Consider the following 26,475-nt stretch of genomic DNA (forward strand, 5'->3'; position numbering starts at 1 on the left):
GTGCGGCCGCACGCATGAAGAAGGTCCTGCTGATCGCCTACCATTTCCCGCCGCTGGCCGGCAGCAGCGGCATCCAGCGCGGCCTGCGCTTTGCCCAGCAACTGCCGCAGTTCGGCTGGCAGCCGCTGGTCCTCTCTGCGCATCCGCGCGCCTACGAGCGCTGCAGCGACGAACTGCTCGATCAGATTCCGCCCGGCATGCCGGTACGGCGCGCCTTCGCGCTCGATGCGGCGCGCCATCTGTCATTGCGCGGCCGCTACGCCGGTTTCACGGCCCGGCCCGATCGCTGGGTCAGCTGGCGCTTCGATGCCCTGCGTCAAGGTCTGGCCATGATCCGTGAATTTCGCCCCGATGCGATCTGGTCGACCTATCCGATCGCCACTGCGCACCTGATCGGCCGCGGCCTGATGCAGCGCAGCGGCCTTCCCTGGATCGCCGACTTTCGCGACCCCATGGCCCAGGACGGCTACCCGAGCGACCCCAAGGTCTGGCAATCGTTCAAGGATATCGAATCGATGGCGCTCGCCGAGGCCCGGTTCTGCACCTTCACGACGCCGTCGGCGGCACGCGGCTACGGCCTGCGCTATCCGGCCGCGGCGGAGCGCATCGCGACCCTGGAGAATGGCTACGACGAGGAGAGCTTCGCCGGCCTCGGCGAGTTCGAGCGCCAGCCGCTCAATCCGGGTGCGCTGACCTTGCTGCACAGCGGCATCGTCTATCCCGAGGAGCGCGACCCCACGCAGCTGATCGAGGCGCTGGCGCTGCTGGCGGCGCGCGGACAGATCGCGCCGGGCCGCTTCAGGCTGAGATTTCGAGCCGCTGTGCACGAGCAACTGCTGCGCGACCTGGCGGCACGGCACGGCATGGCCGACTACATCGAGCTGTTGCCGCCCCTGCCCTATGCCGAGGCGCTGCGGGAAATGATGCGTGCCGATGCGCTGCTGGTGCTGCAGGCCGCCAATTGCAACGAGCAGGTACCGGCCAAGCTCTACGAATACCTGCGCGCCGGCCGGCCCATCCTGGCGCTGACCGACCCGGGCGGCGATACGGGACAGGTCCTGCGCGCGGCGGGCATCACCGACCAGGCTCGCCTCGACGCCGCGGGCGATATCGCCGCGCTGCTGGCACGGCTGCTCGCACGCGCACCCGGGCTGCGCCTGCTCCCCAGCCAGGCGGCCGTGGCGGGCGCCTCGCGCCTGGCACGCACCAGGCAACTTGCGCAGCTGCTGGACCTGGCCACCACGCCAAGCGCCTCATGAAGGCCTGGCTGGCCCGGCTCGGCGCACCCTGGCGGAAGCTGGGGGCGCTGGATGGTTCGCTCTACCTGATCAATCGCCTGCTGGAGCGTCTCAGCGGCGGCCGGGCACGTCTGCACAAATATTATCTGGTGGCGCAGCCGGTGCGGCCCGCCGCCCAGGCGCTGCGTCCCAGCGCCGACACGGTGATCGCGCCGGCCGCGCCCGACTCGCCCTTGCGCGCGAGCTTCCCGCGCCCGGCCGAGGTGATCGAGCAGCGCTACCGCGACGGGGCCCTGTGCTTCGCGGCCGTGGTGAAGGCGCAGTTCGCCGGCTTCCTCTGGCTGCAGCGCGAGCGCTACCGGGAGGACGAGGTGCGCTGCGACTATCTGCTTGTCCAGCCGGCGGTCTCGGTCTGGGACTACGACGTCTATGTCGAACCTCGCTATCGACTGGGCCGCTGCCTGGCCCGCCTCTGGGACGAGGCCAACCGCCATCTGCAGGCCGAGGGGGTGCGCTGGACCTTCAGCCGCATATCGGCCTACAACCCGGCCTCGCTGAAGGCTCATGCCCGCCTCGATGCCCGGCCGCTGCACAGCGCGCTGTTCCTGTGCCTGGGTCGCCTGCAGTTCAGCTGGTTGCCGCAGGCGCCTCATCTCCATCTCTCGCTGGGCCCGCAGCAACGCCCCTGCATCCCGCTGGCCCCCCCGGCGGAGTCGCCGTGATGAAGACAGAACACGCCTTCCTCGCCGGACTCAAATGGGTGGCCATCGGCCGCTTCTCGGCCCAGCTGATCTCATGGGTGGGCACCATCTACGTGATGCGGACGCTGGCGCCGCAGGACTTCGGCCTGGCGGCAATCTGCTCGACCCTGGTTGCCATCATCACGATGGGCGCGGAATTCGGCATCGGCGCCGGCATCATCCAGGCCCAGTCGCTGGACAAGACCCAGGTGCGCAGCGTCTTCGGCGCGGCCCTGCTGTTCGGCCTGGCCGGCGCCCTGCTGATGCTGGTTGCCGCGCCGGCCATGACCTGGTACTTTCGCGCGCCCGAGGCCCTGCTGTTGATCCAGGTCTCGGCCCTGCACCTGCTGCTGGCGCCGCTGGCGACCATTCCCGACGCCTTCTTGCGCCGGGCCATGCAGTTCCGGGGCGCCTCGCTGGTCGAGTTCGGCAGCGCCCTTGCGGCCACGCTCGGCACGGTCTCGCTGGCCTGGGCGGGCAAGGGAGTCTGGGCGCTGGTGCTGGGGCCGCTCGGCGGCGCCGCGGCCCGCGTGCTGCTGCTCCATGCACTGGCGCCGCAGCGCCTGAGCCCCAGCCTGGACCTGCGTCCGGCGCGCGGCTTGATCGGCTTCGGGCTCAAGGTGGCCGTGTCGCGGGTCGGCAGCTATGTGTTCGGCCAGAGCGACGTGCTGGTGGCCGGCCGCAGCCTGTCGAAGACCGCGCTGGGCGAGTACTCGGTGGCGATGCATCTGGCCATGCTGCCCGTCAGCAAGGTCATGAACATCGTCAACACGGTGGCCTACCCGACCATTGCGCAGATGAATCGCGACGGGGAAAGCGTGCGGCCGGCGCTGCTGACCGGGCTGCGCCTGTTCGCCTACCTGCTGGTCCCGGTGCTGTGGGGGCTGGCGACCGTCGCGCCCTGGCTGATCGAACTGCTGCTGGGGACGCCCTGGGCCGGTGCCGTGCTGCCGCTGCAGATCGTCTGTGCCGTGCTGCCGCTGCGCCTGGTCAGCGTGCTGCTGTCCAGCGTGCTGCAGGGCCTGGGGCATGCGGGGCTGGAGCTGCGCAATACCCTGACCGGCGTGATCCTGCTGCTGCCCTGCTTCGTGCTGGGTGCGCAGTTCGGCGCCGTCGGCCTGGCGGGCGGCTGGGTGCTGGGCCTGCCGCTGATGGTGGCGCTGAACCTGCGCCGCGCGCATGGCGTGCTGCAGATCGGCATACTCGACGCGCTGCGCGCCGTCGGCCGGCCGATGCTGTGCAGCGGCCTGATGTGCGCCGGCGTCACCGCCGCCGGCCTGGCCCTGGGCCGGCAGGGCAGCACGGTGCTCGGCGTCATGGGCTTGGTACTGACCGGCATGCTGGCCTACGCGCTGGCGCTGTGGCTGCTCGATCGCGCGAGCGCGATCCGTCTGCTGGGCCTGGCCCGCGGCGTCGCCCACTGATTCCCGACCACAAGATTCGATAGGAGCAAGCGCATGGCCGTCTTTCTTGCCGCATATGCCCTGCAACCGGAGGCATTGGATCCGCGCCTGGGCGAGCGCCTGGGCGAGATCCTGCGGGAGGCCGGCGACGTCCGGCTGGTGCAGACGCCTCATTGCCAGATCGCCCATGTCGATCTGGGCCTGTGGCCGGGTGCATCGTCATTGCAGCAGGGGGACGACATGGCGGTGTTCGCCGGCGACCCGGTGGTGGAGGCCGACGGCGTCGAACTGGACCGCCCGCAGGGCCTGGCCTGGCTTGCGGAGCGCCTGCTGGCCGGCCCCGCGACGGCGGCGGCGCAGGCCCATGGCACCTTCAGCGGGCTGCTGTACCGCAGTGCCGACCGCGAGCTGCTGGCCATCACCGACAAGCTGGGTGTGCGGCCGATCTACTGGGCCCGCTGCGGCGGGCTCGTCTTCGTCTCGTCGGCACTGTGGGCGCTGGAGCGGCTGGACGAGCTTGACAAGACGCCCGACTGGCGCGCCGCCGCCGAGAGTGCGGCCTTTGGATTTCCGCTGGGCGACCGCAGCCCCTATCTGGCCGTGCAGTTGCTGACACCGGGCACGCTGCTGCGACTACACAGGGATGGCATCGAGCTGTTGCGCTATTTCGACTGGGCGGCCCTGCGGCCGCACGGCCTGCAGGGTCAGGCCTTGCGGGAGCGGGTGCAGCAAGCCTTTGCGCGGGCCTGCGCTCAGCGCGGCCGAGGGCAGCCGGAGGTGATGGCCTTCCTGTCCGGTGGCATGGACTCGCGGCTGCTGGTGTCCGCGCTGCGTAGCGGTGGCCACGCCGTGCACAGCCTGAATTTCGCGCCCGAAGGCTCGCAGGACCTCGTGTACGGCCGCCTGGCGGCGCGGTCGCTAGGCAGTTCGCATTTCGAGTACGGGGCCGGCGAGGAGAGTTTCGCCGTGCGCCAGGGCCAGGCGCTGCGGGCCTGGCGCGAGGCGCATCCGGCCGTGCATGCAAGGCTGCATTGCCCGCGCCTGATCTGGTCGGGCGACGGCGGCAGCGTAGGCCTGGGGCATGTCTACCTGAACCAGGCCATCGTCGATGCGGCCCGCAGCCAGGGCTTGGACGCGGCCGCGGCCCTGATCCAGCAGGCCAACCGGTCCTGGGTCTCGCCGCATGTTTTCAAGAGGGCCTCGCGCCCGCTGGCAGATCTGCCGCTGCGCTCGATCCGCGAAGACCTGGCCCAGCGTCCGGACGTCGAGCCCGGGCGCAACTGCCATCTCTTCTTCATGCTCAACGATCAGCGTCGCCATCTGACGCGCCACTACGAGCAGGTGCACCGCCATCGCATCGACCTGGTGCTGCCCTTCTTCGACAGCCGTTTTCTGCAGGTCGTCATCGGCGCCGCGGTCGATCCCTTCATTGGCCACCGGCTCTACAACGAATTGCTGCTGAGCCTGCCGGACGGATGCGGCCGGATCCCCTGGCAGTCCTACCCGGGCCACCAGCCCTGCCCCGTCGAGTTGCCGGAATCCCTGCGCGAAAGCCTGCGCGCCCAATGGTCGGACGGCTGGTTCGATGCGCATGCGCTGCGTCGCCAGCGCCGCGCCGCCTTGCGCCAACGCTGGCAGCTGCTGGCCGGCTGCCCCGAGTCGGCCCAGATACTGAACCGCCCGCTGTTGCTGGGGCTCAACGCACTGGCCCTGGCCGGCCCGGCGCGCTTCGATCACCTGATCGAGGCGAGCCGGCCCTTTCTGCGCGCGCTGCGACCGGGTGTGGCGATCGACGGTCTTTAAGGCGGACCGTCGGCCCCGCAACGCTCAGGCGCGGCGGCGGCGCTGCATCAGCAGCAGCCCGGCCAAGCCGGCGAGCATCATCGCCCAGCTGCTGGCTTCGGGCACCGGGACCGTCAGGTCGAAAGGCTTGTAGAGCCAGACGCCGGCGTCGTTGTTGCGGAACTCGTCGAGCGCGATGAACGCTCCCAGCTCGGCCGAATACTGCCACTTGCCCAGCACGCCGGTGACGAAATTGCCCTCGGGCTGCGCGGCCGTGCTGCTGGTGCGCTTGACGACCTCCCAGGTCGTCAGCAACTGCCCCTGGGCATCGCGCATCACATGGGTCGAGTAGACGGTCCCCTGCTTCTTGCCGTCCCAGATCAGGAACTGGCCGTTGGCCGCGTCGTACTCGACCGCCATGAAGGAGTTGACGCTGAAGTCGGTGCCATCGCCATAGACCAGGCGGATGGGCCGGTCCTTGTTGGCGTCGGGATTGCCGGGCGTGGCCAAGCCCAGATCCCACAGCGTCAGATCGTAGTCGGCCGCCGTGTTGCTGTTCACGGTTCGCACATAGTAGTTATTGGCCGAATCGAGCGTGGCCGTTCCTTGATAGCCGGCGCTGTACCACATGCGTCCGATCGCCTCCCAGCTGTCACTGCCGCCCTGGCGCACATCGCCGAGCGTGTAGCGGTACAGGGTCGGGAAGCCGGAGGCATTGCTGTCCGATGTCAGATAGACGACGTCCTTGCCGTTCTCGCTGCGATAGGCCGTCGTGCTGTTGACATAGCTCGGGCCTTCGTTGCCGGTCCAATGCCCTTGGCGGTTGGTCCACATCTGACCACCCAGCGAGCTGGGGTCATAGCCGGAGCCGGTCGTGCCGCCGACCTTGTTCGGATCGGCCTTGGTGGGATCCCACAGCCAAGGACCGGTGCGGCCCCCTGCACTGGCGAAGTTGCCACCGCTCTGGAACGCCGCCCCACCCAGCGTCAGGAACATGCCATTGTTCTTCAGGTAGAGGTTGTTGTCGTAGGTGTGGGCCGACTGCGGAGCGGCATTGTCGACAACGTAGTAGTTGGCATCGAGACGGCTGGCCAGCGAGCCGCGTGACCAGTTGCCACTGGCACCGTCCCAGGCGTAGACCTCATTGCCGGCATAGTTGGCGTGGCCACCGCCCCAGAGCAGCAGGTCGCCGCGGGTGGAGTCCCAGGCAAAAGAACTCCAGGCGGTGACGATGGACGCCGGGTTGCTATAGCTGGGGAGATTGACCGCGGTCGAACCGGTGGCCCAGGCCTCGGGGAAGGTGCCGATGCTGGCCTTCACCCAGCCTCCCTGCGGCGTGGCGGCGAGCAGGCCGGCGAGCCGATCGAATTCATTCGCCTCGGCAATCGGGAAGCCGCTCGCCAGCAGGCAAGCGACGGCAATCCGGCGGACGCGGGCTGAGGGAGAAATGCAGCGAACGGTGGTCATGCGGATGCCCCCTGAGTTGTCTATATCGGAGCGCGAATGCTAGCAAGCCCCTAATACCGATCAACACTCATTCATGGGATGTCGCAAGGCTGGGCGCCGACAAACTCTGGCACACTGCGCCGCAATCCGGCAGGCCCCTCTGCACACGATAAAAAACAATGCCATCGCCCGAGTCTTTGTCCCTCCTCAGCCGCGGCAACCCGAAATTCCAAGATCAGGAACTGGCCCGCATTGCAGCAGAGCATGGCGCCGGCGTCGCCTGGACTCAGGCCTTCGCAAGGCTCGGTGGCATGGCCGCGGCGCAGGTGGGTGGCGACTTCGCGGTGCTGGTGCACGATGCCGAGCGCCGCAGCAGCTTCGCGGCGGTCGACCGTTTCGCGATCCGGAGCCTGTGTTATCGGGTGGTGGATGGTGAGTTGCGCTGCGCCGAGCGCGCCGACCAGTTGGCGGACGCCGCGACGGACATCGACCCGCAGGCGCTGTTCGACTACCTCTACTTTCACTGCATCCCCTCGCCGCGCACGGTCTTCAAGGGCGTCTACCGCTTGCCTCCCGGCCATTGCGCGCTGCTGGAGAACGGCCGGCTGACCGTCCGCCCCTACTGGCAGCCGGCCTTCCGGGAGCCGCAGGACGCGGATTTCCCGGCACTGAAGGCGCGCTTCCAGACCCTGTTGCAGCAGGCCGTGGCCGACGAACTCGACGCGGGCAAGGCCGGTTGCTTCCTCAGCGGCGGCACCGACAGTTCGACCGTCGCCGGCATGATCGGTCGGGTGCAGGGCCGTCCCGGTGCGAGCTATTCGATCGGCTTCGATGCCGAAGGCTATGACGAGATGGTGTATGCGCGCCTCGCCGCCAAGGCCTTCGGCACCGAGCACCATGAATACTATGTGACGCCGCAGGACCTGGTGGACAGCGTTCCCGCCATGGCCGCCCACTGCGACCAGCCCTTTGGCAATTCTTCGGTGCTGCCGGCCTACTACTGCGCGCGCATGGCGCGTGCCGATGGCGTGACCAAGCTGCTGGCCGGCGACGGCGGCGACGAGCTGTTCGGTGGCAACAGCCGCTATGCCAAGCAGCGCGTGTTCGGTGGCTACCAGGTGCTGCCCGCGGCATTGCGCGGCTGCCTGGTCGAGCCCCTGCTGGAGCGCACGCCGCTGGGTGGCCTGCCGCTGCTGAAGAAGGGGCGCAGCTATGTGGAGCAGGCCAAGGTGCCCATGCCCGATCGCCTGCAGATGTACAACCTGCTGCTGCGCCTGGGGCCGGCCGAGGTGCTGACGCCGGCGCTGCTGGCCCAGGTGTCGCTGCAAGCCCCCGCGGAACTGCAGCGCCAGGTCTGGGCCCAGGCCGGCGACTGTAGCGAACTGAACCGCACCCTGGCCTTCGACTGGCGCTTCACGCTGGCCGAAAGCGATCTGCCCAAGGTCCGCAGCAGCTGCGGACTGGCCGGCATCGCGGTCGGCTTCCCGATGCTGAGCCAGGATTTGCTGGATTTCTCGCTCGGCCTGCCGACCGCCTACAAGCTGCGCGGGCTCAGGCTGCGCTGGTTCTTCAAGGAAGCGCTGCGCGGCTTCCTGCCAGACGAGATCCTCAGCAAGAAGAAACAGGGCTTCGGACTGCCCTTCGGCGTCTGGCTGACGCGCACGCCCGCCCTGATGGAGTTGGCCCGCGCCTCGCTGGACAGCCTGCGCGGACGCGGCCTGGTGCGGGCCGAGTTCCTGGACGCGCTGCTGCGGCAGCATCTGCCCGCCCACCCGGGCTATTACGGCGAGATGGTCTGGATCCTGATGATGCTGGAGCAATGGTTGCAGGCCCATGCTCCGGCCTATAGGCTGGCGTGAGCGCCGGGGCTCAGACCCGGACCGGCCGGCGCCGGTAGTTGTCCAGCATGCGCAGGCCCCAACGCAGGGGATCCCGGTCCCAGGGTGAAAAGCGTGGCAGCTGATAGGGGTCGCTGGCGCCGTCGGCCGCGCCCCAGGCCGTCGTGAACGCCGCGGCAAAGCCCAGTTCCCGTGCCAGCTCGACGCTCTCGGCCTTGAAGTCGGTGTGCGGCTTGCCATTGGGATAGGCGAACAGGCTGATCTCCTCGCCCAATGCGGCCCGCAGCGCCTCCCTGCCCATCAGCATCTCGCGGCGTGCCTCGGCCCGGTCCAGGGTCGCCAGGATCGGGTGGCGCACCGTGTGCCCGCCGATCTGCATGCCGGCAGCGCGCAGCCCGCGCAGCTGTGCCGTGCTCATCATCAAGGCATCGCTGGGCGTGGCCCGGCAGCGCTGCAGCAGCTCCGCCGCCCAGCGTTCGCGTTCCGCCAGCTCGCAGTACTTGAGGCTGCCGATCAAGCGCTGCACGGCCTCGCGCTTGTCGTCCCAGTTGTCCAGCGCCAGCGTCGAGGCCCCGTCGGCCCGATCCGGCAGCCAGCCGTCAAGGTCCAAGCGGGCGACGCGCGCGTGCCGCACCGCCTCGATCACGGTGTCGTTCCACATGCGCCCGCCATCGAGAAAGCCGCTGGCCACGAAGAAGCAGGCCGGCAAGCCATGCTCGCGCAGGATCGGCAACGCCACCTCGTGGTTGTCCGCGTAGCCGTCATCGAAGGTGATGGCCAGCGCGCGCGCCGGCAGGCTGCCCTGCTTGAGCCGCTCGGTGGCCTGGTCCAGCGGCAGGACCTGAAACCAGCGCTTGAACCATCCGCACAGGCGCGCGAACTGGGCCGCGTCGACCTCGCCGGGAAACAGCGGGTCGGGCGCGGGCAGCACACGGTGGAAGATCACGATGGCCAGCCGGCCTCCCGCGCCGGGCGGTGACGCCAGCCGCAGCGCGGCCCTGAACATCATGGCTTGGCCTCGGCCGGCGGAGTCGGCCCGATGCCCAGCAGGCGCCACCAGCGGGCCACCGGTACGGTCTCGGTCTGCCATGACTTGGTCTCGACCCAGACACGCGTCGCCACCAGCACCGCCATCAGGTTGTAGGGCAGATCGAAGTACGACAGGCTCAGGAAGGCCCCACCGACCGCATAGCCGACCAGCGCCACTTGGCAGTAGTTGCCCAGGTCGACCGTCCAGGCGGCCTCGGGAATCTTGGCGCCGTGCACCCGCAGCCAGCCCGCGATCCGCCAGCTCGAGATCCAGATCGCCAAGAACAGGCCCAGGCCGACAAAGCCGTGGTTGCCGAGGATCTGGAAATAGATGCTGTGCGCCGCGTGCACGAACTCGGGATAGGGCGAGAAACGCGCGAACAGCTCGGGCCTGGCGGCATTGAAGCCCACGCCCAGGGGGTAGTGGAAGGCCAGGTTCCAGGCATTCCACCAGGCACTGATGCGGCCCATCGCCGAACGGTCCTCCTCATAGGTCTCGATCGAGTTCATGCGCGTGACCCATTCGTCCGGCATGAAGGCGATCAGCCCGATGGCCACCGCGCCGATCACCAGGGCGCCCAGCCCCTTGCTCCTGCTGCGCCACCACAGGAACAGGGCCATGGCGCTGATGGCCAGCAGGCCGCCGCGCGAATGACTGCCCAGGGCTGCGGCCGCGCACAGCAGCATCAGCAGGGTCATGCCTGTGCTGACCCAGCGCTGCTGCACCTGGAGTTGGAGGAAGCGCAGCAGCGGGATCGTGATCACCAGCGCGCAGGCGAATTCGTTGTTGTCGGCAATGAAGGAGCCCGACGGCCCCCAGACCCGGAAATTGCCCCCGTTCAGGACCGTGAACAGTCCGCCCTTGGCCCCCAGCAGCGCCAGCGAGCCCGCAGCCACCCACAGCAGCGTCATGATTTGCAGCTTGCTGCGCATCAGCGCCAACGCGACCAGGATCATCAGATCGACCTTCATCACCTTGGACCATTGCACATAGTCGTCGGCGACATCCAGCCCATTGAGCCAGGACAAGGTCATCCACACCATCAGCACCGCCAGCAGAATGGGCGCCGGAGCCGTGAAGGGCGAATGCTTGTCGCGGGTGATCAGCAGGCCGACCAGCGTGGCCGCCGCCGCCAGCGCAGCCAGCGGCGCATCGTAGGCAAAGCCCCAGGAATAGCGATGCGGATTCATGATGCTGAGCCAGGTCCAGACCAGCACGCCGATCCAGGGCCGGCGCAGCGCCACCAGCGAGCCCCAGACCACCAGGGAGACAACGATCAGATCACGCATAGCACCCCAAATTCAGACCGCATGGCTGACCACATAGCGGAACTTGCCCGATTGTTCGGTCGGGATGGTCTCGACCAGCCGCACATTCACCTCCACCGTCGCACCCAGGCGCTTCTTGAAGCCCGCGACGATCTGCGCCGGCGCACCCGGCGCGAAATCGGGCTCGGCCACCAGCAACACCTCGGTGTGGCTGCGGCTGTGCTGCACCACCTTGAACGAGCGCAGCCCGGCCAGGTCGCGCAGGATATAGATCAGCGCCAGGCCATGCATCACGGTGCCGTCGGCCGCGACGACGAAGTCGGTGCTGCGCCCCTGGATCTCCTTGAGCATGGGCAGGCCGCGGCCGCAGGCGCAGCGCTGGGTGTCCAGCACCGCGATGTCGCCGGTACGGTAGCGCACGAAGGGGAAGTCGCCGGTCGCCAGATGGGTGACGACGATCTCGCCGGCCGCGCCGGCCAGTACCGGGCAGCCCTCGCGGTCGACCAGTTCGACGACCACATCCTCGGCCGTCAGGTGCATGCCGCCCGAAGGGCATTGATGGGCGATGAAGCCGGCGTCGCGGCCGCCATAGCCATTGGCCACCCGGCAGCCGAAGACGCGCTCGAGCAGCGCGCGCTGCTCGTCGTAGAGCCGCTCCGAGGTCACGAACGCCACCGCAATGCCCAGGTCATCCATGCGCTGGCCCTGCTGCTCGGCATGGCGCGCGATATGCGACAGGGCCGAGGGATAGCCGAACAGCATCTTCGGCCGCTTGCGTCGGATCGCGGCGACGAATCCGTCCAGCTTGGCCGGTGACATCTGGAAGGCGGGCAACAGCTCGGTGCGCAGCAGTCGGTCGCGCCAGGCGCGCACGCGGTCCTGTGCCCCCAGCTCGATCGGCGAGCCCCAGACCACCATCTCCGGGTCGCCGATGTCGACGCCCCACCAGCGGGTCGCGCGCCACTTGGCCGCCACGTCATGGCTGACGCGCTGTTTGCCGATGAAAAACACCAGAGGCTCCCCCGAGGAGCCGCCGGTGTTGAAGCGGGCCAGCCCCTGCGCCGCAGCGCTCTTCAAGGCTTCCGTATGGGCGCGTATCAGGGGTTTGGTCAGAAAGGGCAGGCGCTGCAGGTCGGAGAGCCGCGTGAACCGGCCGGCGGCAATGCCTTCGCGCGCGAACAGCTCGCGGTAGTAGGGCACGTCGCGGGCCGCATCGCGCAGCAGCGTGTTGAGCCGCTGCAGCTGCAGCGCCTCCAGCTCGGCCGGCGCCAGCCATTGACTGCGCTCCAGCTCTTGGCGCAGGCGCACGCTGTCATGGCCCTTCAGCCGCTCGTGCAGCGGAAAGATCAGCGAGGAGACCAGGCGGGTATAGACGGACATGGCTCAGGGATGCGGGGCAAGAAGATCGGCCGCCGGGGTCTGGAGGCTGCGCCGGTAATAGGCGGCCAGCTGGGGTCCGATCTGGGACCATGTGTAGCGCTGCACCTCGTCCAGTCCGTTGCGGCGCAGCGCGGCGCGCAGCGCGGCATCGCCCAGCAGGCGCAAGATGGCATCGCTCATCGCCTGGACATCCTGCGGCGGCACCAGCAAGGCGGTCACGCCGTCCTGGACCAGATGGGGCACGCCGCCCACATTGGTCGAGATCACCGGCACGCCGCTGGCCAGCGACTCCAGCACCGAGTTGGGCATATTGTCGGCCAGGCTGGGGTTCAGGCTCAGCGCGCTGTCGCGGTACAGCGCCGCCATCGCCTCGCGTTCGACCCGGCCGGCCAGGCACAGCGCCTCGCCCAGACCCAGGCTGTCGCCCAGCTCGCGCAGGCGCTGCGCCTCGGGCCCGGTGCCGGCCACCGTCATGCGCAGCCCGGGCAGGCACTCGCGTGCCCGGGCAAACGCGCGGATCGCCGTGGCGTTGTCGTACAGCGGCTCCAGGTTGCGCGCCACCAGCAGGTGCGACGCCGCCGCTACAGGCTCGGCGGACTCGGCCGGCCGAAAGCGCTGCAGGTCGACCACATTGGGCAGGATCTCGGCCCGAAAGCCATGGCGCGCGAACACCTGCTGCAGAAAGCCCGAAGGCACCAGCAGGGCCGAGGCGCGGCGCAGGCTCAGCCCCACCAGGCCGGCCGAGCGCGCCAGGAAGCTGCCGGCCTCGCCGCCGCGGTAGTTGACCAGCACCGGCACACCGCGCAGGCTTGCGATCCAGATCGCCGGCGCGGCGAACAGATGCCAGGACCAGCCCGAGTTGGCCATCAGATGCATCAGTTCGGCGCGCCCGGCGGCCCGCCACAGCGCCCACAGATAGGGCAGCAGCCGGCAAAACGCCCGCAGTCCCGGCACGCCCTCGATCCAGGCCGGGCGGTAGGCGGCATTGGTCTGCACCAGTTCGATCCGCGCGCCCTCCCCGCGCAGCAGCTCGGCCAACTGGCGCGTCTGGTTGGCCATGCCGCCAGCCGGTGGCGGCAGCGGCCCCACCAACGCGATGCGCAGTCCTTGCATGTCCATCAGGCCAGCGCCTCCGCGCCGGATGCGTCCAGCAGCCCCCGGTAGACGGCCGGGTAATGCGCCACCGAAGCGCGCCAGTTGCGCTCGGTTTCGACGAAACGGCGGCCCTGCGCGCGCAGCTCCGGCCAGCGGGCCGGATCGCCCAGCAGGCGCAGCACGGCCGCGGCCAGGGCATCGGCGTGGCCGGCGGCAAACAGCAGACCGGTCTCGCCGTCGCGGATCAGTTCCTTGTGACCGCCCACGTCCGAGGCCACCAGGATGCGTCCCTGGGCCATTGCCTCCAGCGGCTTGAGCGGCGTCACCAGTTCGGTCAATCGCATCGAGTGGCGCGGATAGACCAGGGCATCGACCAGGTCGTAGTAGCGGTTCACCTCGGCATGCGGCACGCGGCCGGTGAACACCACCTTGTCCTGCAGGCCCAGCGCCCGGGCCTGGGCCTTCAGCGCCGCCTCCTGCGGGCCACCGCCGACCAGCAGCACGCGAACGTCGGGACGCGCGGTCAGGATGGCCGGCAGCGCCCGCAGCAGCAGGTCCAGGCCTTCGTAGGCGTAGAAGGAGCCGATGAAGCCCAGCAAGGTGCAGCCGGCCAGGCCCAGGCTCGCCTTCAGCGCCTCGTCGGGCCGGCCGCCGGGCTCGAAGGACTCGATGTCGACCGCGTTCGGGATCACCGTCACCTTGGCCGCGGGAATGCCGCGCGCGACGATGTCGCCGCGCAGGCCTTCGCAAATCGTGAACACATGGTCGGCGCGCTTCAGCGCATGGGTTTCCATCGCGCGCGTCAGCCGGTAGCGCAAGCTGCCCTCGCGCGTCGTGCCATGGTCGACCGCCGCGTCCTCCCAGAAGGCGCGCACCTCGTAGACCACCGGGATGCCCAAGCGCCGGCCCACCTTCAGGGCCGGCAGCGCATTCAGCACCGGCGAATGGGCATGGATGATCTGCGGCCGCAGCGCCTCGGCCACCTGCTGCAGGCGGGTCTCCAGGCGGCGCATCAGGCGCAGCTCGCCCAGGCCCGGCAGGCCACCGGCCGGCAGCGTTGGCGTGCGGTGGAAATGCCAGCCGTCGACCGTTTCCTCCAGGGCGCCGGCCACCTGCTCGGCCTTGTCGGCCAGGCCGGCCGCATGTTTGGGGCTGGTCAGGTGATGCGTGTCCCAGCCCAGGCGCCGCTGCTCGCGCAGCAGCGACAGGGTGCGGAAGGTGTAGCCGCTGTGCAGCGGGATCGAGTGATCCAGGACATGAAGAACGCGCAGACTCATGGCAGGGCAAGCGCCTCCTCGCCGGTATGCGTGGGCCTGGGGGCGAACGGCAGCGAGGCCTCGCCGCCGTCCACCACCTGACGCAGAAAGGCCTCGAACATCAGCAGGGTCCACAGCGGCGCGCTGTGGTCGCTGGCGCCGCTCTGGTGGCTGTCGACCAGCTGGCGCAGGTAGTCTGCGTTGAACCAGCCGCTGTCGGCCAGGCGCTCGCCCAGCACCGCATCGCGCACGCGCTGCTTCAGCGGGCCGCGGAACCAGCGCGCCAGCGGCACGGCGAAGCCCATCTTGGGACGGTAGAGGATGTCGTCGGAGAGCTGCGGCTCCAGCGCCTTCTTGAGCAGGTACTTGCCCTCCTGGCCGCGGATCTTCAGGCTCGAGGGCAAGGTGGCCAGCCACTCCACCAGCTCATGGTCCATCAGCGGCTCGCGCACCTCCAGCGAATGGGCCATGCTGGCGCGGTCGACCTTGGTGTTGATGTCGCCGACCAGATAGGTCTTCAGGTCCAGGTACTGGATCAGGGCCAGGGGGTCGTCGGTGCCGGCGCGCAGCGCGTGGCGCTCGAACACCTGGCGCGCGTCGTAGCCGGCCAGCTCGCTCTTGAAGCGACGGCCGAACAGCTGCTCGCGCTGGGCCCCGCGCAGGATCGAGACCGAGTGGAAATAGGCCTCCACCGAGCCGCGCGCCATGCCTTCGAAGGTGGTCTTGGCGCGCAGCACGCGCGGCGCCCAGTCCGCCTTGGGATAGACCCGGCCCAGCAGGCCGAACAGCGGCTGGCGCAGGCCGGCCGGCAGGGCCGAGCGCATGCGCTCCTCCATCAGATGCAGGCGGTAGCGGCGGTAGCCGCCGAAGCTCTCGTCGCCGCCGTCGCCGGACAGCGCCACCGTCACATGCTTGCGCGCCAGCTGGCAGACACGGTAGGTCGGGATCGCCGAGCTGTCGGCATAGGGCTCGTCGTAGAGCCGCGCCAGCCGGTCGATCAGCTCGAAGTCGTCGCTCTTGACGGTCTCGACGCGGTGGTTGGTGCGGTAGCGGTCGGCGACGATCTGAGCGAAGGCCGATTCATTGAACTTCGGATCGTCGAAGGCGATCGAGCAGGTGTTGACCGGCCCGTCGGACAGGCCTGCCATCGCCGCCACCACGGCGCTGGAATCGACGCCGCCCGACAGGAAGGCGCCCAGCGGCACCTCGGCGATCATGCGCAGGCGCACCGATTCGCGCAGGCGCTCGCGCAGCTCGGCCTCGGCATCCTGCCGGCCGATCGGGTTGTCCAGCGTGAAGCGCACATCCCAGTACTCGCGCGGCTGCGGCACGGGCTGGCCGCGGCGTAACGTCAGGCAGTGGCCGGGAGCCAGCTTGCGGGCCTGCTTGAAGATGCAGCGCGGCTCGGCCACATAGCCCAGCGCGAAATACTCCTCCACCGCCAGCGGATCGATCTCGCGCCGCATCTCCCCATGGGCCAGCAGGGACTTCAGCTCGGAGCCGAACAGCAGCATGCCGTCGTCCAGCAGCGCCCAGTACATCGGCTTGACGCCCAGGCGATCGCGCGCGATGAAGAGCGTCTGCCGATTGCGGTCCCAGATCGCGAACGCGAACATGCCGCGCAAGCGCTTGACGCAGTCCTCGCCCCAGGCCTCCCAGGCGTGGACGATCACCTCGGTGTCGCTCTTGGTGTGGAAGCGGTAGCCCAGCGCCTGCAGCTCGGCCATCAATGCCTGGTAGTTGTAGATCTCTCCGTTGAAGACGATCACGACCGAACGGTCGGCGTTGAACAGCGGCTGCTGGCCGGTGGCGATGTCGATGATGGAGAGGCGGCGATGCCCGAAACCCAGGCCCGGCTCGAGATGCAGCGAGCCCTCGTCCGGGCCGCGGTGCCATTGCGAGTCGTTCATGCGCTGCAGCCGGGCGGGGGCGATATCGCGCCCCGCTCGGGTGTCAAAGATTCCGGTGATTCCGCACATCGCTCAACTCCTCGTCCCGATGACCGCGGCCTGCCCTGCCCCCGCCTGCGGTCGATTGTCATACACGGCCTGGTAGCCCTCCAGCATCGCTTGCATGCTGAAACGGCGCTCGACCCGCTGTCTCCCGCCCTGCCCCATGCGACGCGCCAGCGCGGCATCGGTCGCCAGTCGCACCAGGGCCTCGGCCAGCGCGCTCGGCTCGGCCGGCGGCAGCAGCAGCCCGGTCTGTCCCTCGTCCACCAGCTCGGCATTGCCGCCGACCCGGGTCGCCAGCACCGGCAGACCGCTGGCCATCGCCTCCAGGATGGTGTTGGAGACGCCCTCCGCCAGCGAAGGCAGGACGAAACAGTCGAACCCGCGCATCAGCTGCGCCACATCGCTGCGGTCGCCAGGCAGCCAGGCCAGCTCGGCCAGGCCCTGGGCTTGCAGCTCGGCCTGCAGCTCGGCGCGCAGCGGCCCAGCGCCCACCATCACCAGGCGCAGCCGCGACCGCAGGGCGGGCGCGATCTGCAGCGCCAGTGCGAAGGCCCGAGCCAGGTTCAGCGGATCCTTGACCGCCTGCATGCGGCCGACGCTGCCGATGATGAATTGCTCCGGCGCGCCGAAGGGGCAGCCGGCCATGGCCTCGCGGGCACCGGCCGCCGGATGGAAAGCCGCGGTGTCGACGCCGTTGTAGATCTGTCGGATCCGCTGCGGCGCGATGCCGACCTTGCGCTCCAGATAGTCGCCGAGGTCGCGCGACAGCGCCACATAGCGATGGACGAAGGGGCTGTAGGCGCGACGCAGCCATTGGTAGCGGCGCCGGTTGCCGTCCAGGTCGCTGACGTCGCGGCCATGCTCGCCATGCACGCGCAGCGGCACGCGCGCGGCCCAGGCCGCCAGCTGGAACTCGAGCGCCGCCAGGTTGCGCGTGTGTACGACCGCCGGCCGCAGCCGGCGCAGCAAGCGGTACAGCCGCGGGTACAGCCCCCAGCCATGGCCCGGAGGTTTGTGCAGCGCGATGAACTCGACCCCGGGCTGCAGCACGCGCAGACGGAAGTCGGTGACCTCGGTCAGCGCGATCACCACATGGCGGTAGCGCCCCGGCGGCAGGCGGTTGATCAGGTTGACGACGCCGTTCTCCAGCCCGCCGGTATCGAAGCGATACAGCAGATGGACGATCAGCGGCGGCGTGGTCTCGTTGGCCATGTTCAGCGCCCCGCCTCGCACCAGGGATCGTCCTTCGGCACGCGATACAGCGAGGCCGCTTGCGGCTGCGCCAAGGCGGCCAGTCGCGGCTCGACCCGCGCCAGGCCCGGCACGCCGGCGGCCAACCGCGCCAGTCCGCCGGCCAGCAGATTGCCCGCCCCCAGCTCGACCGGCTGCAAGGCCTCGATCCGCTGCCAGCAGGCCGGCACCCGGCTCGGTGCCGCCGCCCCGGCGAACCAGGCCGCGGTCTGCGGATCATGGACGCCGTAGACGGCGCCGCTGCGCCGCAGGGCCTCGGACAGCAGTGCCGGCTCGCCACGCGCCTCGCGCCAGCTGAGCACCTGCAGGGGCTGGCCGGCCTGCCGGCCCAGCATCGTCGCCAGGCTGGCATTGTTGGTCGAGCCCAGCACCAGATCCTGCGGATGCGCGGCGGCGAAGGCCGCCACGGCCTTGCTGTTGGCCGTGAAGGCGCGATAGTCGGCCTGCTGCAGCGCCGCCAGCGCGATGCCCAGCAGCGCCGCCAGCGCCATCACCCAGCGCGCGCGGCGCGCGGGCCATTGCGCCAGCAAGGCCCCCGCCAGAACGGCCAGTGGCGCCAGCAGCAGACTCAGGTAGTTGGACTGCTTGAGCGTGAAGCGCAAGGGCGCCAGCGACACCGGGAAGCAGCTCAGCACCAGCAGCAGCCCGGCGGCCCACAAGGTCAGGAACAGCCGCACCGATGGCTGCTGCGCTTGCTGTTGGGGCGGCGGACGGCGCCACAGCGCCACCAGCCCCAGCAGGCTCATCCAGCCCAGCAGCCCGACATGGCGCAGGTCGACGAACAGCAGCGGCAGGTAGTACCAAGCCTCGTCGCGCCCGTCGCCGCCCTGGACAAAATTGCGCTGCAGGGCGCCGAGCACCACCTTGATCGGGTGCAGCGGGTCGCCGGCAATCCAGATCATCAGCAGGCCGTTGAGCATCAGCATCAGCAGCACGCCGGCCAGCACGCTGAGCACACGGCTCGGCTTGCCGCGGAAGAAATACAGCAGCGGCAGGTAGGCGAAATAGCAGACCGCGGCCAGTTCCTTGGCCCAATAGACGAAGCCCATCGCCAGGCCGGCGCCAAACAGCAGCCGCGGGCTGTCGAGGCGCAGGCCATGGTAGAGCCCGACGAAGCCCCAGGTCAGCGCCGCAGAGACGATCGGATCGGCATGGATGCGCGTGGCCACCGCCACCTGCAGCGGCGTGCAGGCCAGCAGCAGGCCGGCATAGAGCGCCGCCGTGCGGCCGAAGGCGCTGCGCGCCAGGCCGTAGACCGCGACCAGTTCGGACAGCGAGCACAGCAGCGACCACAGATTGGCGGCCGCCACGCTGTGCCCGAACAGATACATCAGCGCGCCGGCCGGGAGGTTGAAGCCGTAGCGCAGCGCGCCGTTGTACTGGGCGCTCGACCAGTCCCCCCGGGCGACGTCCCAGGCGCGCTGGAAGTAGGTGACGTCGTCGGAGCCGAAGGCACCGTTGAACAGAGCCAGGCGCAGCAGCAGGCCCAGCCCGAGTACCAGCAGCCAGTCCGCCCAGGCGCCCGACTCTGGGCGCCCGCTCGCGAGGGGAAGGCTGGCCGCGCTCATCAGACGCTCCGTTCGATGAAGTAGCGTGGCCGACGCTTGGTTTCGAGATAGATCTTGGACACGTACTCGCCAAGAATGCCGACGCACAGCAGCTGAATGCCACCGAGGAAATAGATCGGCACGACCGAGGACGCCCAGCCGGGAATCGCCGCCTTCAGCACCAGGGTGCCGTACAGGATGAAGACGATCATCGCGAAGCTGAGCGCCGACACGGTCAGGCCCAGCAAGGTGATCAGGCGCAGCGGCACCACGCTCAGCGAGGTGATGCCCTCGATCGCGAACGCCAGCATCTTGCGCAGCGGATATTTGGACACGCCCGCGAAGCGCTCGGCGCGGTCGTACTTCACCGTGGTGGCGCGGTAGCCGATCATGGGCACGACGCCGCGCAGGAACATATTGACCTCGCCATAATCGCGCAGGGCATCGACGGCGCGACGCCCCATCAGGCGAAAGTCGGCATGGTTGTGGACCAGGTCCACCCCCATGCGCCGCAGCAGGCGGTAATAGGTCAGTGCGGTGTTGCGCTTGAAGGCGCTGTCGCTGTCGCGTGAATCGCGCACGCCATAGACGATTTCTGCGCCGGCGATGAATTCCCGCACCATCGCCTCGATCACCGTCACATCGTCCTGCAGATCGGCGTCGATGCTCACAACGGCATCCCCTTCGACGCTCAGCATGCCCGCCATCAGGGCCGACTGGTGCCCCTGGTTGCGCGACAGCTTGAAACCATGCACGCGCGCATCCGCGCCGGCCATCTCCTCGATCAATGCCCAGGTGCGATCGCGGCTGCCATCGTCGACATAGTGGATGGCGCTGGTCGATGTGGTCAGACCGAGTTCGTGCAAGCGCGTCAGCACATCGAGCAGCCTGCGGTTGGTCTCCGGCAGCACTTCCTCTTCGTTGTAGCAGGGCACGACGATGGCGAGTCGAACGCTCATAGATGACTCTCCTGGCAAGCCTTGCTGCCGTCGCCGGCTTGCGGAAGCTCATGGAAAACGTAGAACTTCTGCACCAGGTAGGAGGCCAGCGCGGTCGGCGGCAAGGCGACGGCCCCGGCCCAATAGGCATCCAGCCCGCAACGCATCAGCAGACCGATCAGCAGGATGTTGGCCAGCCAGATGAGCATCCAGTTGCCGAAGAACCGAACCATGCGCCGCGGATCGGTGTTGCGGAACACGAGTTGGCCGTGCGAACGGAAGCTGAAGAGGATGCCCAGCACCGTCGCCACCAGGTTGGCAAGGACATAGTTCAGCCCCAGCCAAACCAGGCCCGCATACAGCCCGTAGCTGAAGGCCGTATTCACCCCGCCGATCAGCAGGAAGCGAATGAACTGATAGTTCAGAAGTCGCCGCATCCCGTCAACTCCGTCCCATGCTTCGGTTGATTCTGGAACTCATCGCCATGATCAGCCACCCCATGAGTTGCTTCCATACCGGATACAGCCATTTCACCAGGCCGCGCGCATGACGCGACTGGACCGCCTGCGCCTCCTGCAGAGAAACCCGGCGGTTGGAGATCGTCAGTGATCCCGGGTGCCAGCAGAATGCGGCCTGAACCCGCGGGGCCTTCACGAAGCGCCCCAGGCGCCGCAGCTTCAACAGCAGATCCAGATCCATCGTGTACTGGAGGCTCTCGTCCAGCCCACCGGATTCGATCAGCGCCGCGCGTCGGAAAAGGCAGGTTTCCTGCTTGATCAGGCCGGGCACGAACTGCAGCAGAAAGGGCGAGCACCCAGGCGGCGTGCGGGTGAACAGCAATTGCCCGTCGATGTCGATGTAGTCGCAATCACCGTAGCAGACAACGGCGCCGGGATCACCATCCAGCAGACCGCTCGCCACGGCGAGCGCATCGGGACGCAGCAGATCGTCGTCCCCCAGCCAGAGAGCGAATCGATGGACCGCGGTCGCTTGTGCAAAGCCGGCATTCACCGCGGCCGAGATATGTCCGGGGTTCAGCAGCAGGCCGGCGCCATGCCGCTGCGCCAGTTGTGCCAGTTCCGGGCTGGCCTGCTTGCCAACCAGCCAGATGTCGACGGCGACACCGGCCTGGCTGGCGATGGAGTCGAGCGCTCGATCCAGCGTGTCCAGCCGTCGACCCAGCGTGGGAATGACCGCCAATATGCGCGCCGCTTGATCGGCGGACGCGCCCGCGACGGAAGACCCTGCCATGGCACTGGGCGCATCGGCCACCGGCGACTCCGTGAATTCGCTGTTCATGTGGGCCCGCTCAAATGCGCCGGGCTGCCCGCGGCAGAAAGTGCATCCCCCCGTAGCGCGACGATCTCGATGGAGCGATAGCGAGGGATCGGCAGCGCCAAGGCCTCCATCCAGGCCATCGATGGCTTGAGAAACATGCGCTGCACATCCGGGATGCGGCGTCGGGCATGCAAGCAGCGAACCAAGGGATGCACCAGGGGAAAGAACAAGCGTGACAGTCGGATCCGCCGGATCACGAAGCCGCCGGCCTCAACGAGCCGCACGACGTCCGGCACGGATGCATATTCACGGACATGGGTCGAATCCAGCACCCTGCGCCCGTCAGGGGCCTTGCGGAAGTACCAGGCACCACGCTTGCGGATCACGGTGCTGAGATAAAGAAGCCCGCCCGGCTTGGTGATGCGGCCCAGTTCGCGCGCATGACCCAGATCATCCGGCACATGCTCGATGACCATCGTGCTCAGGGTCAGATCCACCGTGCCGGTGCCCAGCGCCGGGATGCGGTGCCCCTCCGGCATGATGCCGGAGTACCCTGTAAAGGCATGAAAACGCTGCAGCCGCAAGGGCGAAAGATCCACGCCGATCACCTTCGCGCCAGGCGGGAGATGCCCCGTGTCCGACAGCGCCCAGACCAGATGACCATCACCACATCCCACGTCGACGATGGTCGCCCCCTCATCCATGCCCCTCAATGCTTCCGACAGAAGTTCCGGCACCTGCCGGCTGAAAAAATGGACCGACTGCTCGGAGTACTCCTCGAAACTTGGTTCCGACATATCGCACTCCCGTAGTTCCCGTCAGATCACGCGCGTTGGGCTGAGGCTGCAGCGAATGCCTTGGCGTCGCGGCTCATCCCATCGCACATCGCTGCGCACGTCGGCTCACAAACGCCAGACCTTGTAGCCGGCCTCGACCAGGGCCGGCTGGTCGAAGGCCGCCTTGACATCGATGAAGGCGCCGTTCTTGACCAGCTTGCGGCCCAGCTCGTCGATGCCCAGCGCCTCGAATTCCCGGTGCGCCACCGCCGCCACGATGGCGTCCGCACGTGGCAGCTGCTCCCAGGGCAGCAGGTTCACGCCGTATTCGTGCATCGCCTCCTCGGCCTCGGCCTGCGGGTCGGTGACGAACACCTCGACGCCATAGCTCTTCAGCTCGTGGATGATGTCGATCACCTTGGAATTGCGCAGGTCGCCGCAGTTTTCCTTGAAGGTCAGCCCCAGCACGTTCACCTTGGCACCCTTGATGTAGCTGCCGCCGGCGATCATGTGCTTGATGGTCTGCTCGGCGATGAACTTGCCCATGCTGTCGTTGATGCGCCGGCCGGCCAGGATGACCTGCGGGTGGTAGCCGATCATGTCGGCCTTGTGCGTCAGGTAATAGGGATCGACGCCGATGCAGTGACCGCCCACCAGGCCCGGCTTGAACTTCAGGAAATTCCACTTGGTGCCGGCCGCCTGCAGCACCTCGGTGGTGTCGATGCCGATCTTGTCGAAGATGATGGCCAGCTCGTTCATCAGCGCGATGTTCAGATCGCGCTGGGTGTTCTCGATCACCTTGGCGGCCTCGGCGGCCTTGATGCTGGAGGCGCGGTGCACGCCGGGGATGATGATGGTCTCGTACAGCTGGGCCACCTTGTCCAGGGTGGCCGGGCTGTCGCCCGAGACGATCTTCAGGATCTTGGTCAGCGTGTGTTCCTTGTCGCCCGGGTTGATGCGCTCGGGGCTGTAGCCGATGAAGAAGTCCTGCTTCCACTTCAGGCCGGACTCGCGTTCCAGCACCGGGATGCAGACCTCCTCGGTGGCGCCGGGGTAGACGGTCGATTCATAGACCACCGTCACGCCCTTCTTCATGTGGCGGCCGACGCTGGTCGAGGCGCCGATCAGCGGCCGGAAATCGGGAATATGGGCCTCGTCGACGGGCGTGGGCACGGCGACGATGATCATGTCGGCCTCGGCCAGCAGGGCCGGATCGGCCGTATAGACCGCCTGCTTGGCCTCGCGCACCTGCTCGTCGCTGAGTTCGCGCGAGGGATCGACGCCGCGCTGGCAGGATTCGACCTTGGGCACAGAGATATCGAAGCCGATGGTGCGCATGTGCTTGCCGAACTCCACCACCAGGGGCAGGCCCACATATCCCAGGCCGATCACCGCAACCGTGCTCATCTGTCAAATCCTTTCGATGGGAAATACCGCATTACCGTTCAGGGAGCGGCTCGCGCCCGCTCCAGTTGCGCTTGCACAGGGGCCCAGTTGTCCCGCAGGAAGCCCGTGAGTCGCTGGCGTGCCTGCACGCCATTGTCAGCGTCCTTGGGCGTAGCAAGAATGATGGCCGCCGCGTCGTCGCCGCGGCCCAGCAGGCGGTCCAGCACACCATAGGCCTTGGCACGCAGGTCGCTGGCGGTCAGCCGGCCATTGACCCAGTAGAACTGCCAGACCAAGAGGCGCTGCTCGGGTTGGCCGGGGCCCATCAGCGCACGCAACTCGACCTCGCGCAACCGCAGCGGCTCGCCGCCAAGCTCCATGCCGTGAGTCGCACTGCCCACGCGGGCCCAGCGCCGGTCTTCTTCCAGCACGAGCTGGTTCTGCGACGTGATCAGCTTGCTATGGAAGTCCTGATGCCGGTAATAGGCCAGGTGCAGCCCGACCCTTGCGGCCGGATCCGCTCCCGCATAGGTTGCCTGCAACTCGGCCGCCGGGTTCTCGAACAGGGGCTTCCAATCGCTCAGCGGCCCGGCCGTCGCCCGCCAACCCGGCAGGGTCGGCGCGTCCAGGGGGGGCCTGGGCCCGCCGTCTCGATGATCGTAGGCACGCAGCAGCTGCAGCGGCGCGGCCAGCAGCGCCAAGGCCAGGGCGGCCGCCGCCCAGACCGGCCACGCTCCGCCGGTCCTCTCGGGCCATGCTGCGACCGGGACCGGGGCCGGCTGCGCCATAGGTTCGGCCCAGCGGGCACCGATCATGAACATGATCAGCATGACGAAGCCAAAGAAGACCCAGCCGTAGATCAGGTGGTCGGCGCCGGTGGCCAGCTCGTTGTTCGACAGATGGCCCAGCATCACGATCAGGTAGGCCCGCACCCAGTTGGCCACCAGCGGCAACAGGATCGAGAACGCGACAAAGCCGAGCCGGCGCCACATCGACCGATAGTTCAGATGGGCGAACAGGGTGCCCACCATCACCGAGGCCATCAGATAGCGCAGCCCGCTGCAGGCCTCCACCACCGACCAGTTGCCCGACGGAATGACGAAATGCTGCCCCTCGCGGTAGACCGGGATGCCGCTGAGCCGCAGCGCCGCGACGGTGAAGTCCGCCGTGGTCTCCATCAGTTGCGGCATCATGAACTCGCCGATCGGCACCGCGAAGAAAAGGAAACCGAGCGGAAAGACCAGCGCGCGCGCGACCCGGGGCCCGAGCAGCAGCGGCACCAGCAGCACCAGCATGGCGACCAGGGCCAGATGGGTCAGGGCATTGACGGCTGCCAAGTCACCCAGCGCCGCGAGCAGGGCCGCCAGTGCCAGTGGCAGGAGAAACCAGTAACAGGGCCGCGGCTGCAACAGCGCCAGCGCGGCGCGCTGGCGCCAGATCAGCCAGGCCGAGATCGGCGGCACGACAAAGGCATGGGCAAAGGTGGCGGAACGCTCCCAGATCCCGACCATCGCGAGCGCGGACTCGCGGTACAGCAGCAGCAGGCCCAGCACCGCCACCAGGATGGCGGGCAGCGCGGCGCGCCAGGCCGGCGGCAGCGGGCGGACTCCCGGCATTGGCGGCAGCACGCTGCTCATGCGGCCTCCACCGCCGCCGAGGCCGCCGCTACGGCACCCGGCGCCAGGTAGCGATCGATGCCGCCCAGATGGGCCTCCCAGCTGTAGCCCTGCAGGACCCGCTCGCGACCGGCCCGACCGATCGCGGCGGCCTGCTCCGGCGCGGCCAGCAGCCGGCTCAGCGCCTGCACATAGTCCTGCGGATGCTGTGCCGCCAGCAGCTCGCTGCCGATGCGCGCGTCGATGGCCTCGGCACAGCCTTGCGCGGCCACCACCGGACGCCCCATCGCCATCGCCTCCAGCACCTTGTTCTGGATACCGCGCGCCAGCCGCAGCGGCGCCACCACCGCAGCGGCATGCTGCAGATAGGGGCGGACATCGGCCACGGTGCCGGTGACCACGACATCGGAGCCGGCCAGGGCCTGCACCGCCGGGCTCGGGCTGCGCCCCACGATGTAGAAACGCAAGGCGGGCCAGGCTTGGCGCAGCGCGGGCAGCACCTCGGCGGCGAACCAGGCGACCGCGTCGACATTGGGCCAGTAGTCCATCGCGCCGGTGAACACCAGCGGCAGCACCCCGGCGGGATAGGGCGAGGCCCGCGCGGCATCCGGCGCGAAGAACGCCGCATCGACGCCATTGCCCAGGGCCTCGATCGTGGCGCGGCATGTCGGTGCCAGGCGCCGGAACAGCGCGGTCTCCTTGTCGGTCACGAAAAAGGCACAGGCCGCCCGCTCGGCGATGCGCGACTCGAAGTCCAGCAGGCGCTCGCCTTCGCGCCGGTACAGCCAGGACAGCGGCCAGGCATGGGCCCCGGCATACTCGCTCCACTTGGCCGAATCGACATCGACGAAGTCGACCAGCATCGGCAAGCTCGGCAGCTCGCTCGCATATTGGGCCATCGAGGAAGAGAACACGACCATGGCGTCCAGCGTCTCCCGCTCGGCCACGCGCCGCACCCAGCGCGCCAGACCGGCATCCCGATAGTAGGGCAAGGTCAGTGCCTCGCCGGTCAGCAGCCCGCGCAGGCTGGCCAGCTTGGCCGCACCGGGGCTCAGCCGCGCCACATGCAGATCGGCGCACAGCTCCCGCACCACCGGCAGATACTGCTCGTCGTCCGGGTCGTCGATGAAGGTGCCCAGGTAGACCTCGTGCCGCGCCGCCAGATGCTTGAGCAAATGGTAGGAGCGCACCTTGTCGCCCTTGTTGGGCGGGTAAGGCAGGCGGTGGACGAGGTAGAGCAGCTTGGCCATGC

The 26,475-nt window shown here is 68.6% G+C and carries 21 protein-coding genes; 5 read left to right on the plus strand and 16 right to left on the minus strand.

Features of this window, described 5'->3' with window-relative positions:
• Positions 1-14 precede the first annotated feature (14 nt).
• From AC07OQ_RS11685 to AC07OQ_RS11700, 4 genes are read left to right on the plus strand one after another with little or no spacing between them, the layout of a single operon-like run.
• The gene (locus tag AC07OQ_RS11685; RefSeq protein ID WP_495053299.1) at positions 15-1,259 is read left to right on the plus strand and encodes a glycosyltransferase; all 1,245 of its coding nucleotides are present in this window, start codon (positions 15-17) and stop codon (positions 1,257-1,259) included.
• A complete protein-coding gene (locus AC07OQ_RS11690) occupies positions 1,256-1,960 on the plus strand; it encodes a GNAT family N-acetyltransferase (protein WP_495053300.1) in 705 nt (234 codons plus the stop codon). Before AC07OQ_RS11685 ends, AC07OQ_RS11690 begins: the two co-directional genes overlap by 4 nt.
• Positions 1,960-3,402, plus strand: coding sequence for a lipopolysaccharide biosynthesis protein (locus tag AC07OQ_RS11695; protein WP_495053301.1), 1,443 nt, complete (start codon positions 1,960-1,962; stop codon positions 3,400-3,402). The genes AC07OQ_RS11690 and AC07OQ_RS11695 overlap by 1 nt, the downstream gene beginning before the upstream one ends.
• A gap of 33 nt (positions 3,403-3,435) precedes the next feature.
• Entirely contained in the window at positions 3,436-5,184 is a 1,749-nt protein-coding gene (locus AC07OQ_RS11700) for an asparagine synthase-related protein (RefSeq protein WP_495053302.1), read from the plus strand.
• A 24-nt stretch (positions 5,185-5,208) separates the two neighbouring features.
• Here AC07OQ_RS11700 and AC07OQ_RS11705 read toward each other — a convergent pair whose 3' ends face one another.
• Positions 5,209-6,630: a hypothetical protein gene (locus AC07OQ_RS11705; RefSeq protein ID WP_495053303.1), complete on the minus strand. Its 1,422-nt coding sequence runs from the start codon at positions 6,628-6,630 to the stop codon at positions 5,209-5,211.
• 176 nt (positions 6,631-6,806) lie between these two features.
• On the opposite strand from AC07OQ_RS11705, the gene AC07OQ_RS11710 reads away from it, so the two are divergent.
• Positions 6,807-8,468, plus strand: a complete 1,662-nt coding sequence (locus AC07OQ_RS11710) for an asparagine synthetase B family protein (RefSeq protein WP_495053304.1) — start codon at positions 6,807-6,809, stop codon at positions 8,466-8,468.
• A 10-nt stretch (positions 8,469-8,478) separates the two neighbouring features.
• On the opposite strand, the gene AC07OQ_RS11715 is transcribed toward AC07OQ_RS11710, so the two are convergent.
• The 15 genes from AC07OQ_RS11715 to AC07OQ_RS11785 all read right to left on the minus strand — a co-directional run bounded on the left by AC07OQ_RS11715 (position 8,479) and on the right by AC07OQ_RS11785 (position 26,473).
• Entirely contained in the window at positions 8,479-9,456 is a 978-nt protein-coding gene (locus tag AC07OQ_RS11715; protein WP_495053305.1) for a polysaccharide deacetylase family protein, read from the minus strand.
• On the minus strand, positions 9,453-10,766 hold the full coding sequence (locus AC07OQ_RS11720; RefSeq protein WP_495053306.1) for a putative O-glycosylation ligase, exosortase A system-associated: 1,314 nt from the start codon (positions 10,764-10,766) through the stop codon (positions 9,453-9,455). Before AC07OQ_RS11720 ends, AC07OQ_RS11715 begins: the two co-directional genes overlap by 4 nt.
• Before the next feature lie 12 nt (positions 10,767-10,778).
• Positions 10,779-12,125, minus strand: a complete 1,347-nt coding sequence (locus tag AC07OQ_RS11725) for a phenylacetate--CoA ligase family protein (protein WP_495053307.1) — start codon at positions 12,123-12,125, stop codon at positions 10,779-10,781.
• Between the two features lie 3 nt (positions 12,126-12,128).
• Positions 12,129-13,244: a glycosyltransferase family 4 protein gene (locus AC07OQ_RS11730; RefSeq protein ID WP_495053308.1), complete on the minus strand. Its 1,116-nt coding sequence runs from the start codon at positions 13,242-13,244 to the stop codon at positions 12,129-12,131.
• Positions 13,244-14,491 (minus strand): TIGR04063 family PEP-CTERM/XrtA system glycosyltransferase, encoded by a 1,248-nt coding sequence (locus AC07OQ_RS11735; protein ID WP_495053419.1) that lies wholly within the window; start codon positions 14,489-14,491, stop codon positions 13,244-13,246. The genes AC07OQ_RS11730 and AC07OQ_RS11735 overlap by 1 nt, the downstream gene beginning before the upstream one ends.
• A 2-nt stretch (positions 14,492-14,493) precedes the next feature.
• Positions 14,494-16,455 carry an XrtA/PEP-CTERM system amidotransferase gene (locus AC07OQ_RS11740; protein ID WP_495053309.1) on the minus strand — a complete coding sequence of 654 codons (1,962 nt, stop codon included), beginning with the start codon at positions 16,453-16,455 and terminating at the stop codon, positions 14,494-14,496.
• Positions 16,456-16,458: 3 nt separating this feature from the next.
• A complete protein-coding gene (locus tag AC07OQ_RS11745) occupies positions 16,459-17,643 on the minus strand; it encodes a TIGR03088 family PEP-CTERM/XrtA system glycosyltransferase (protein WP_495053310.1) in 1,185 nt (394 codons plus the stop codon).
• 2 nt (positions 17,644-17,645) lie between these two features.
• Positions 17,646-19,250: an ArnT family glycosyltransferase gene (locus AC07OQ_RS11750; RefSeq protein ID WP_495053311.1), complete on the minus strand. Its 1,605-nt coding sequence runs from the start codon at positions 19,248-19,250 to the stop codon at positions 17,646-17,648.
• Positions 19,250-20,188, minus strand: a complete 939-nt coding sequence (locus tag AC07OQ_RS11755; RefSeq protein ID WP_495053312.1) for a glycosyltransferase family 2 protein — start codon at positions 20,186-20,188, stop codon at positions 19,250-19,252. Before AC07OQ_RS11755 ends, AC07OQ_RS11750 begins: the two co-directional genes overlap by 1 nt.
• On the minus strand, positions 20,185-20,604 hold the full coding sequence (locus AC07OQ_RS11760) for a GtrA family protein (protein WP_495053313.1): 420 nt from the start codon (positions 20,602-20,604) through the stop codon (positions 20,185-20,187). Before AC07OQ_RS11760 ends, AC07OQ_RS11755 begins: the two co-directional genes overlap by 4 nt.
• A gap of 4 nt (positions 20,605-20,608) precedes the next feature.
• Complete coding sequence (locus AC07OQ_RS11765) at positions 20,609-21,466, minus strand: glycosyltransferase (RefSeq protein ID WP_495053314.1); 858 nt, start codon at positions 21,464-21,466, stop codon at positions 20,609-20,611.
• A complete protein-coding gene (locus tag AC07OQ_RS11770; protein ID WP_495053315.1) occupies positions 21,463-22,242 on the minus strand; it encodes a class I SAM-dependent methyltransferase in 780 nt (259 codons plus the stop codon). Before AC07OQ_RS11770 ends, AC07OQ_RS11765 begins: the two co-directional genes overlap by 4 nt.
• 105 nt (positions 22,243-22,347) lie before the next feature.
• Positions 22,348-23,628 (minus strand): nucleotide sugar dehydrogenase, encoded by a 1,281-nt coding sequence (locus AC07OQ_RS11775; protein ID WP_495053316.1) that lies wholly within the window; start codon positions 23,626-23,628, stop codon positions 22,348-22,350.
• A 38-nt stretch (positions 23,629-23,666) separates the two neighbouring features.
• Positions 23,667-25,244: an exosortase A gene (gene xrtA, locus AC07OQ_RS11780; RefSeq protein WP_495053317.1), complete on the minus strand. Its 1,578-nt coding sequence runs from the start codon at positions 25,242-25,244 to the stop codon at positions 23,667-23,669.
• The gene (locus AC07OQ_RS11785; protein WP_495053318.1) at positions 25,241-26,473 is read right to left on the minus strand and encodes a TIGR03087 family PEP-CTERM/XrtA system glycosyltransferase; all 1,233 of its coding nucleotides are present in this window, start codon (positions 26,471-26,473) and stop codon (positions 25,241-25,243) included. The genes xrtA and AC07OQ_RS11785 overlap by 4 nt, the downstream gene beginning before the upstream one ends.
• Between the last annotated feature and the right edge of the window lie 2 nt (positions 26,474-26,475).

It is taken from the genome of Roseateles sp. GW821-FHT09B06, assembly GCF_059418245.1.

What these genes read in the sequence shown, in the direction of transcription:
- AC07OQ_RS11785 (WP_495053318.1), bottom strand. Translation starts at nt 26,473, where the DNA reads ATGGCCAAGCTGCTCTACCTCGTCCACCGCCTGCCTTACCCGCCCAAC.
- AC07OQ_RS11705 (WP_495053303.1), bottom strand. Translation starts at nt 6,630, where the DNA reads ATGACCACCGTTCGCTGCATTTCTCCCTCAGCCCGCGTCCGCCGGATT.
- AC07OQ_RS11685 (WP_495053299.1), top strand. Translation starts at nt 15, where the DNA reads ATGAAGAAGGTCCTGCTGATCGCCTACCATTTCCCGCCGCTGGCCGGC.
- AC07OQ_RS11695 (WP_495053301.1), top strand. Translation starts at nt 1,960, where the DNA reads ATGAAGACAGAACACGCCTTCCTCGCCGGACTCAAATGGGTGGCCATC.
- AC07OQ_RS11760 (WP_495053313.1), bottom strand. Translation starts at nt 20,604, where the DNA reads ATGCGGCGACTTCTGAACTATCAGTTCATTCGCTTCCTGCTGATCGGC.
- AC07OQ_RS11730 (WP_495053308.1), bottom strand. Translation starts at nt 13,244, where the DNA reads ATGGACATGCAAGGACTGCGCATCGCGTTGGTGGGGCCGCTGCCGCCA.
- AC07OQ_RS11715 (WP_495053305.1), bottom strand. Translation starts at nt 9,456, where the DNA reads ATGATGTTCAGGGCCGCGCTGCGGCTGGCGTCACCGCCCGGCGCGGGA.
- AC07OQ_RS11775 (WP_495053316.1), bottom strand. Translation starts at nt 23,628, where the DNA reads ATGAGCACGGTTGCGGTGATCGGCCTGGGATATGTGGGCCTGCCCCTG.
- AC07OQ_RS11770 (WP_495053315.1), bottom strand. Translation starts at nt 22,242, where the DNA reads ATGTCGGAACCAAGTTTCGAGGAGTACTCCGAGCAGTCGGTCCATTTT.
- AC07OQ_RS11725 (WP_495053307.1), bottom strand. Translation starts at nt 12,125, where the DNA reads ATGTCCGTCTATACCCGCCTGGTCTCCTCGCTGATCTTTCCGCTGCAC.
- AC07OQ_RS11700 (WP_495053302.1), top strand. Translation starts at nt 3,436, where the DNA reads ATGGCCGTCTTTCTTGCCGCATATGCCCTGCAACCGGAGGCATTGGAT.
- AC07OQ_RS11755 (WP_495053312.1), bottom strand. Translation starts at nt 20,188, where the DNA reads ATGAGCGTTCGACTCGCCATCGTCGTGCCCTGCTACAACGAAGAGGAA.
- AC07OQ_RS11745 (WP_495053310.1), bottom strand. Translation starts at nt 17,643, where the DNA reads ATGGCCAACGAGACCACGCCGCCGCTGATCGTCCATCTGCTGTATCGC.
- AC07OQ_RS11750 (WP_495053311.1), bottom strand. Translation starts at nt 19,250, where the DNA reads ATGAGCGCGGCCAGCCTTCCCCTCGCGAGCGGGCGCCCAGAGTCGGGC.
- xrtA (WP_495053317.1), bottom strand. Translation starts at nt 25,244, where the DNA reads ATGAGCAGCGTGCTGCCGCCAATGCCGGGAGTCCGCCCGCTGCCGCCG.
- AC07OQ_RS11690 (WP_495053300.1), top strand. Translation starts at nt 1,256, where the DNA reads ATGAAGGCCTGGCTGGCCCGGCTCGGCGCACCCTGGCGGAAGCTGGGG.
- AC07OQ_RS11720 (WP_495053306.1), bottom strand. Translation starts at nt 10,766, where the DNA reads ATGCGTGATCTGATCGTTGTCTCCCTGGTGGTCTGGGGCTCGCTGGTG.
- AC07OQ_RS11740 (WP_495053309.1), bottom strand. Translation starts at nt 16,455, where the DNA reads ATGTGCGGAATCACCGGAATCTTTGACACCCGAGCGGGGCGCGATATC.
- AC07OQ_RS11765 (WP_495053314.1), bottom strand. Translation starts at nt 21,466, where the DNA reads ATGAACAGCGAATTCACGGAGTCGCCGGTGGCCGATGCGCCCAGTGCC.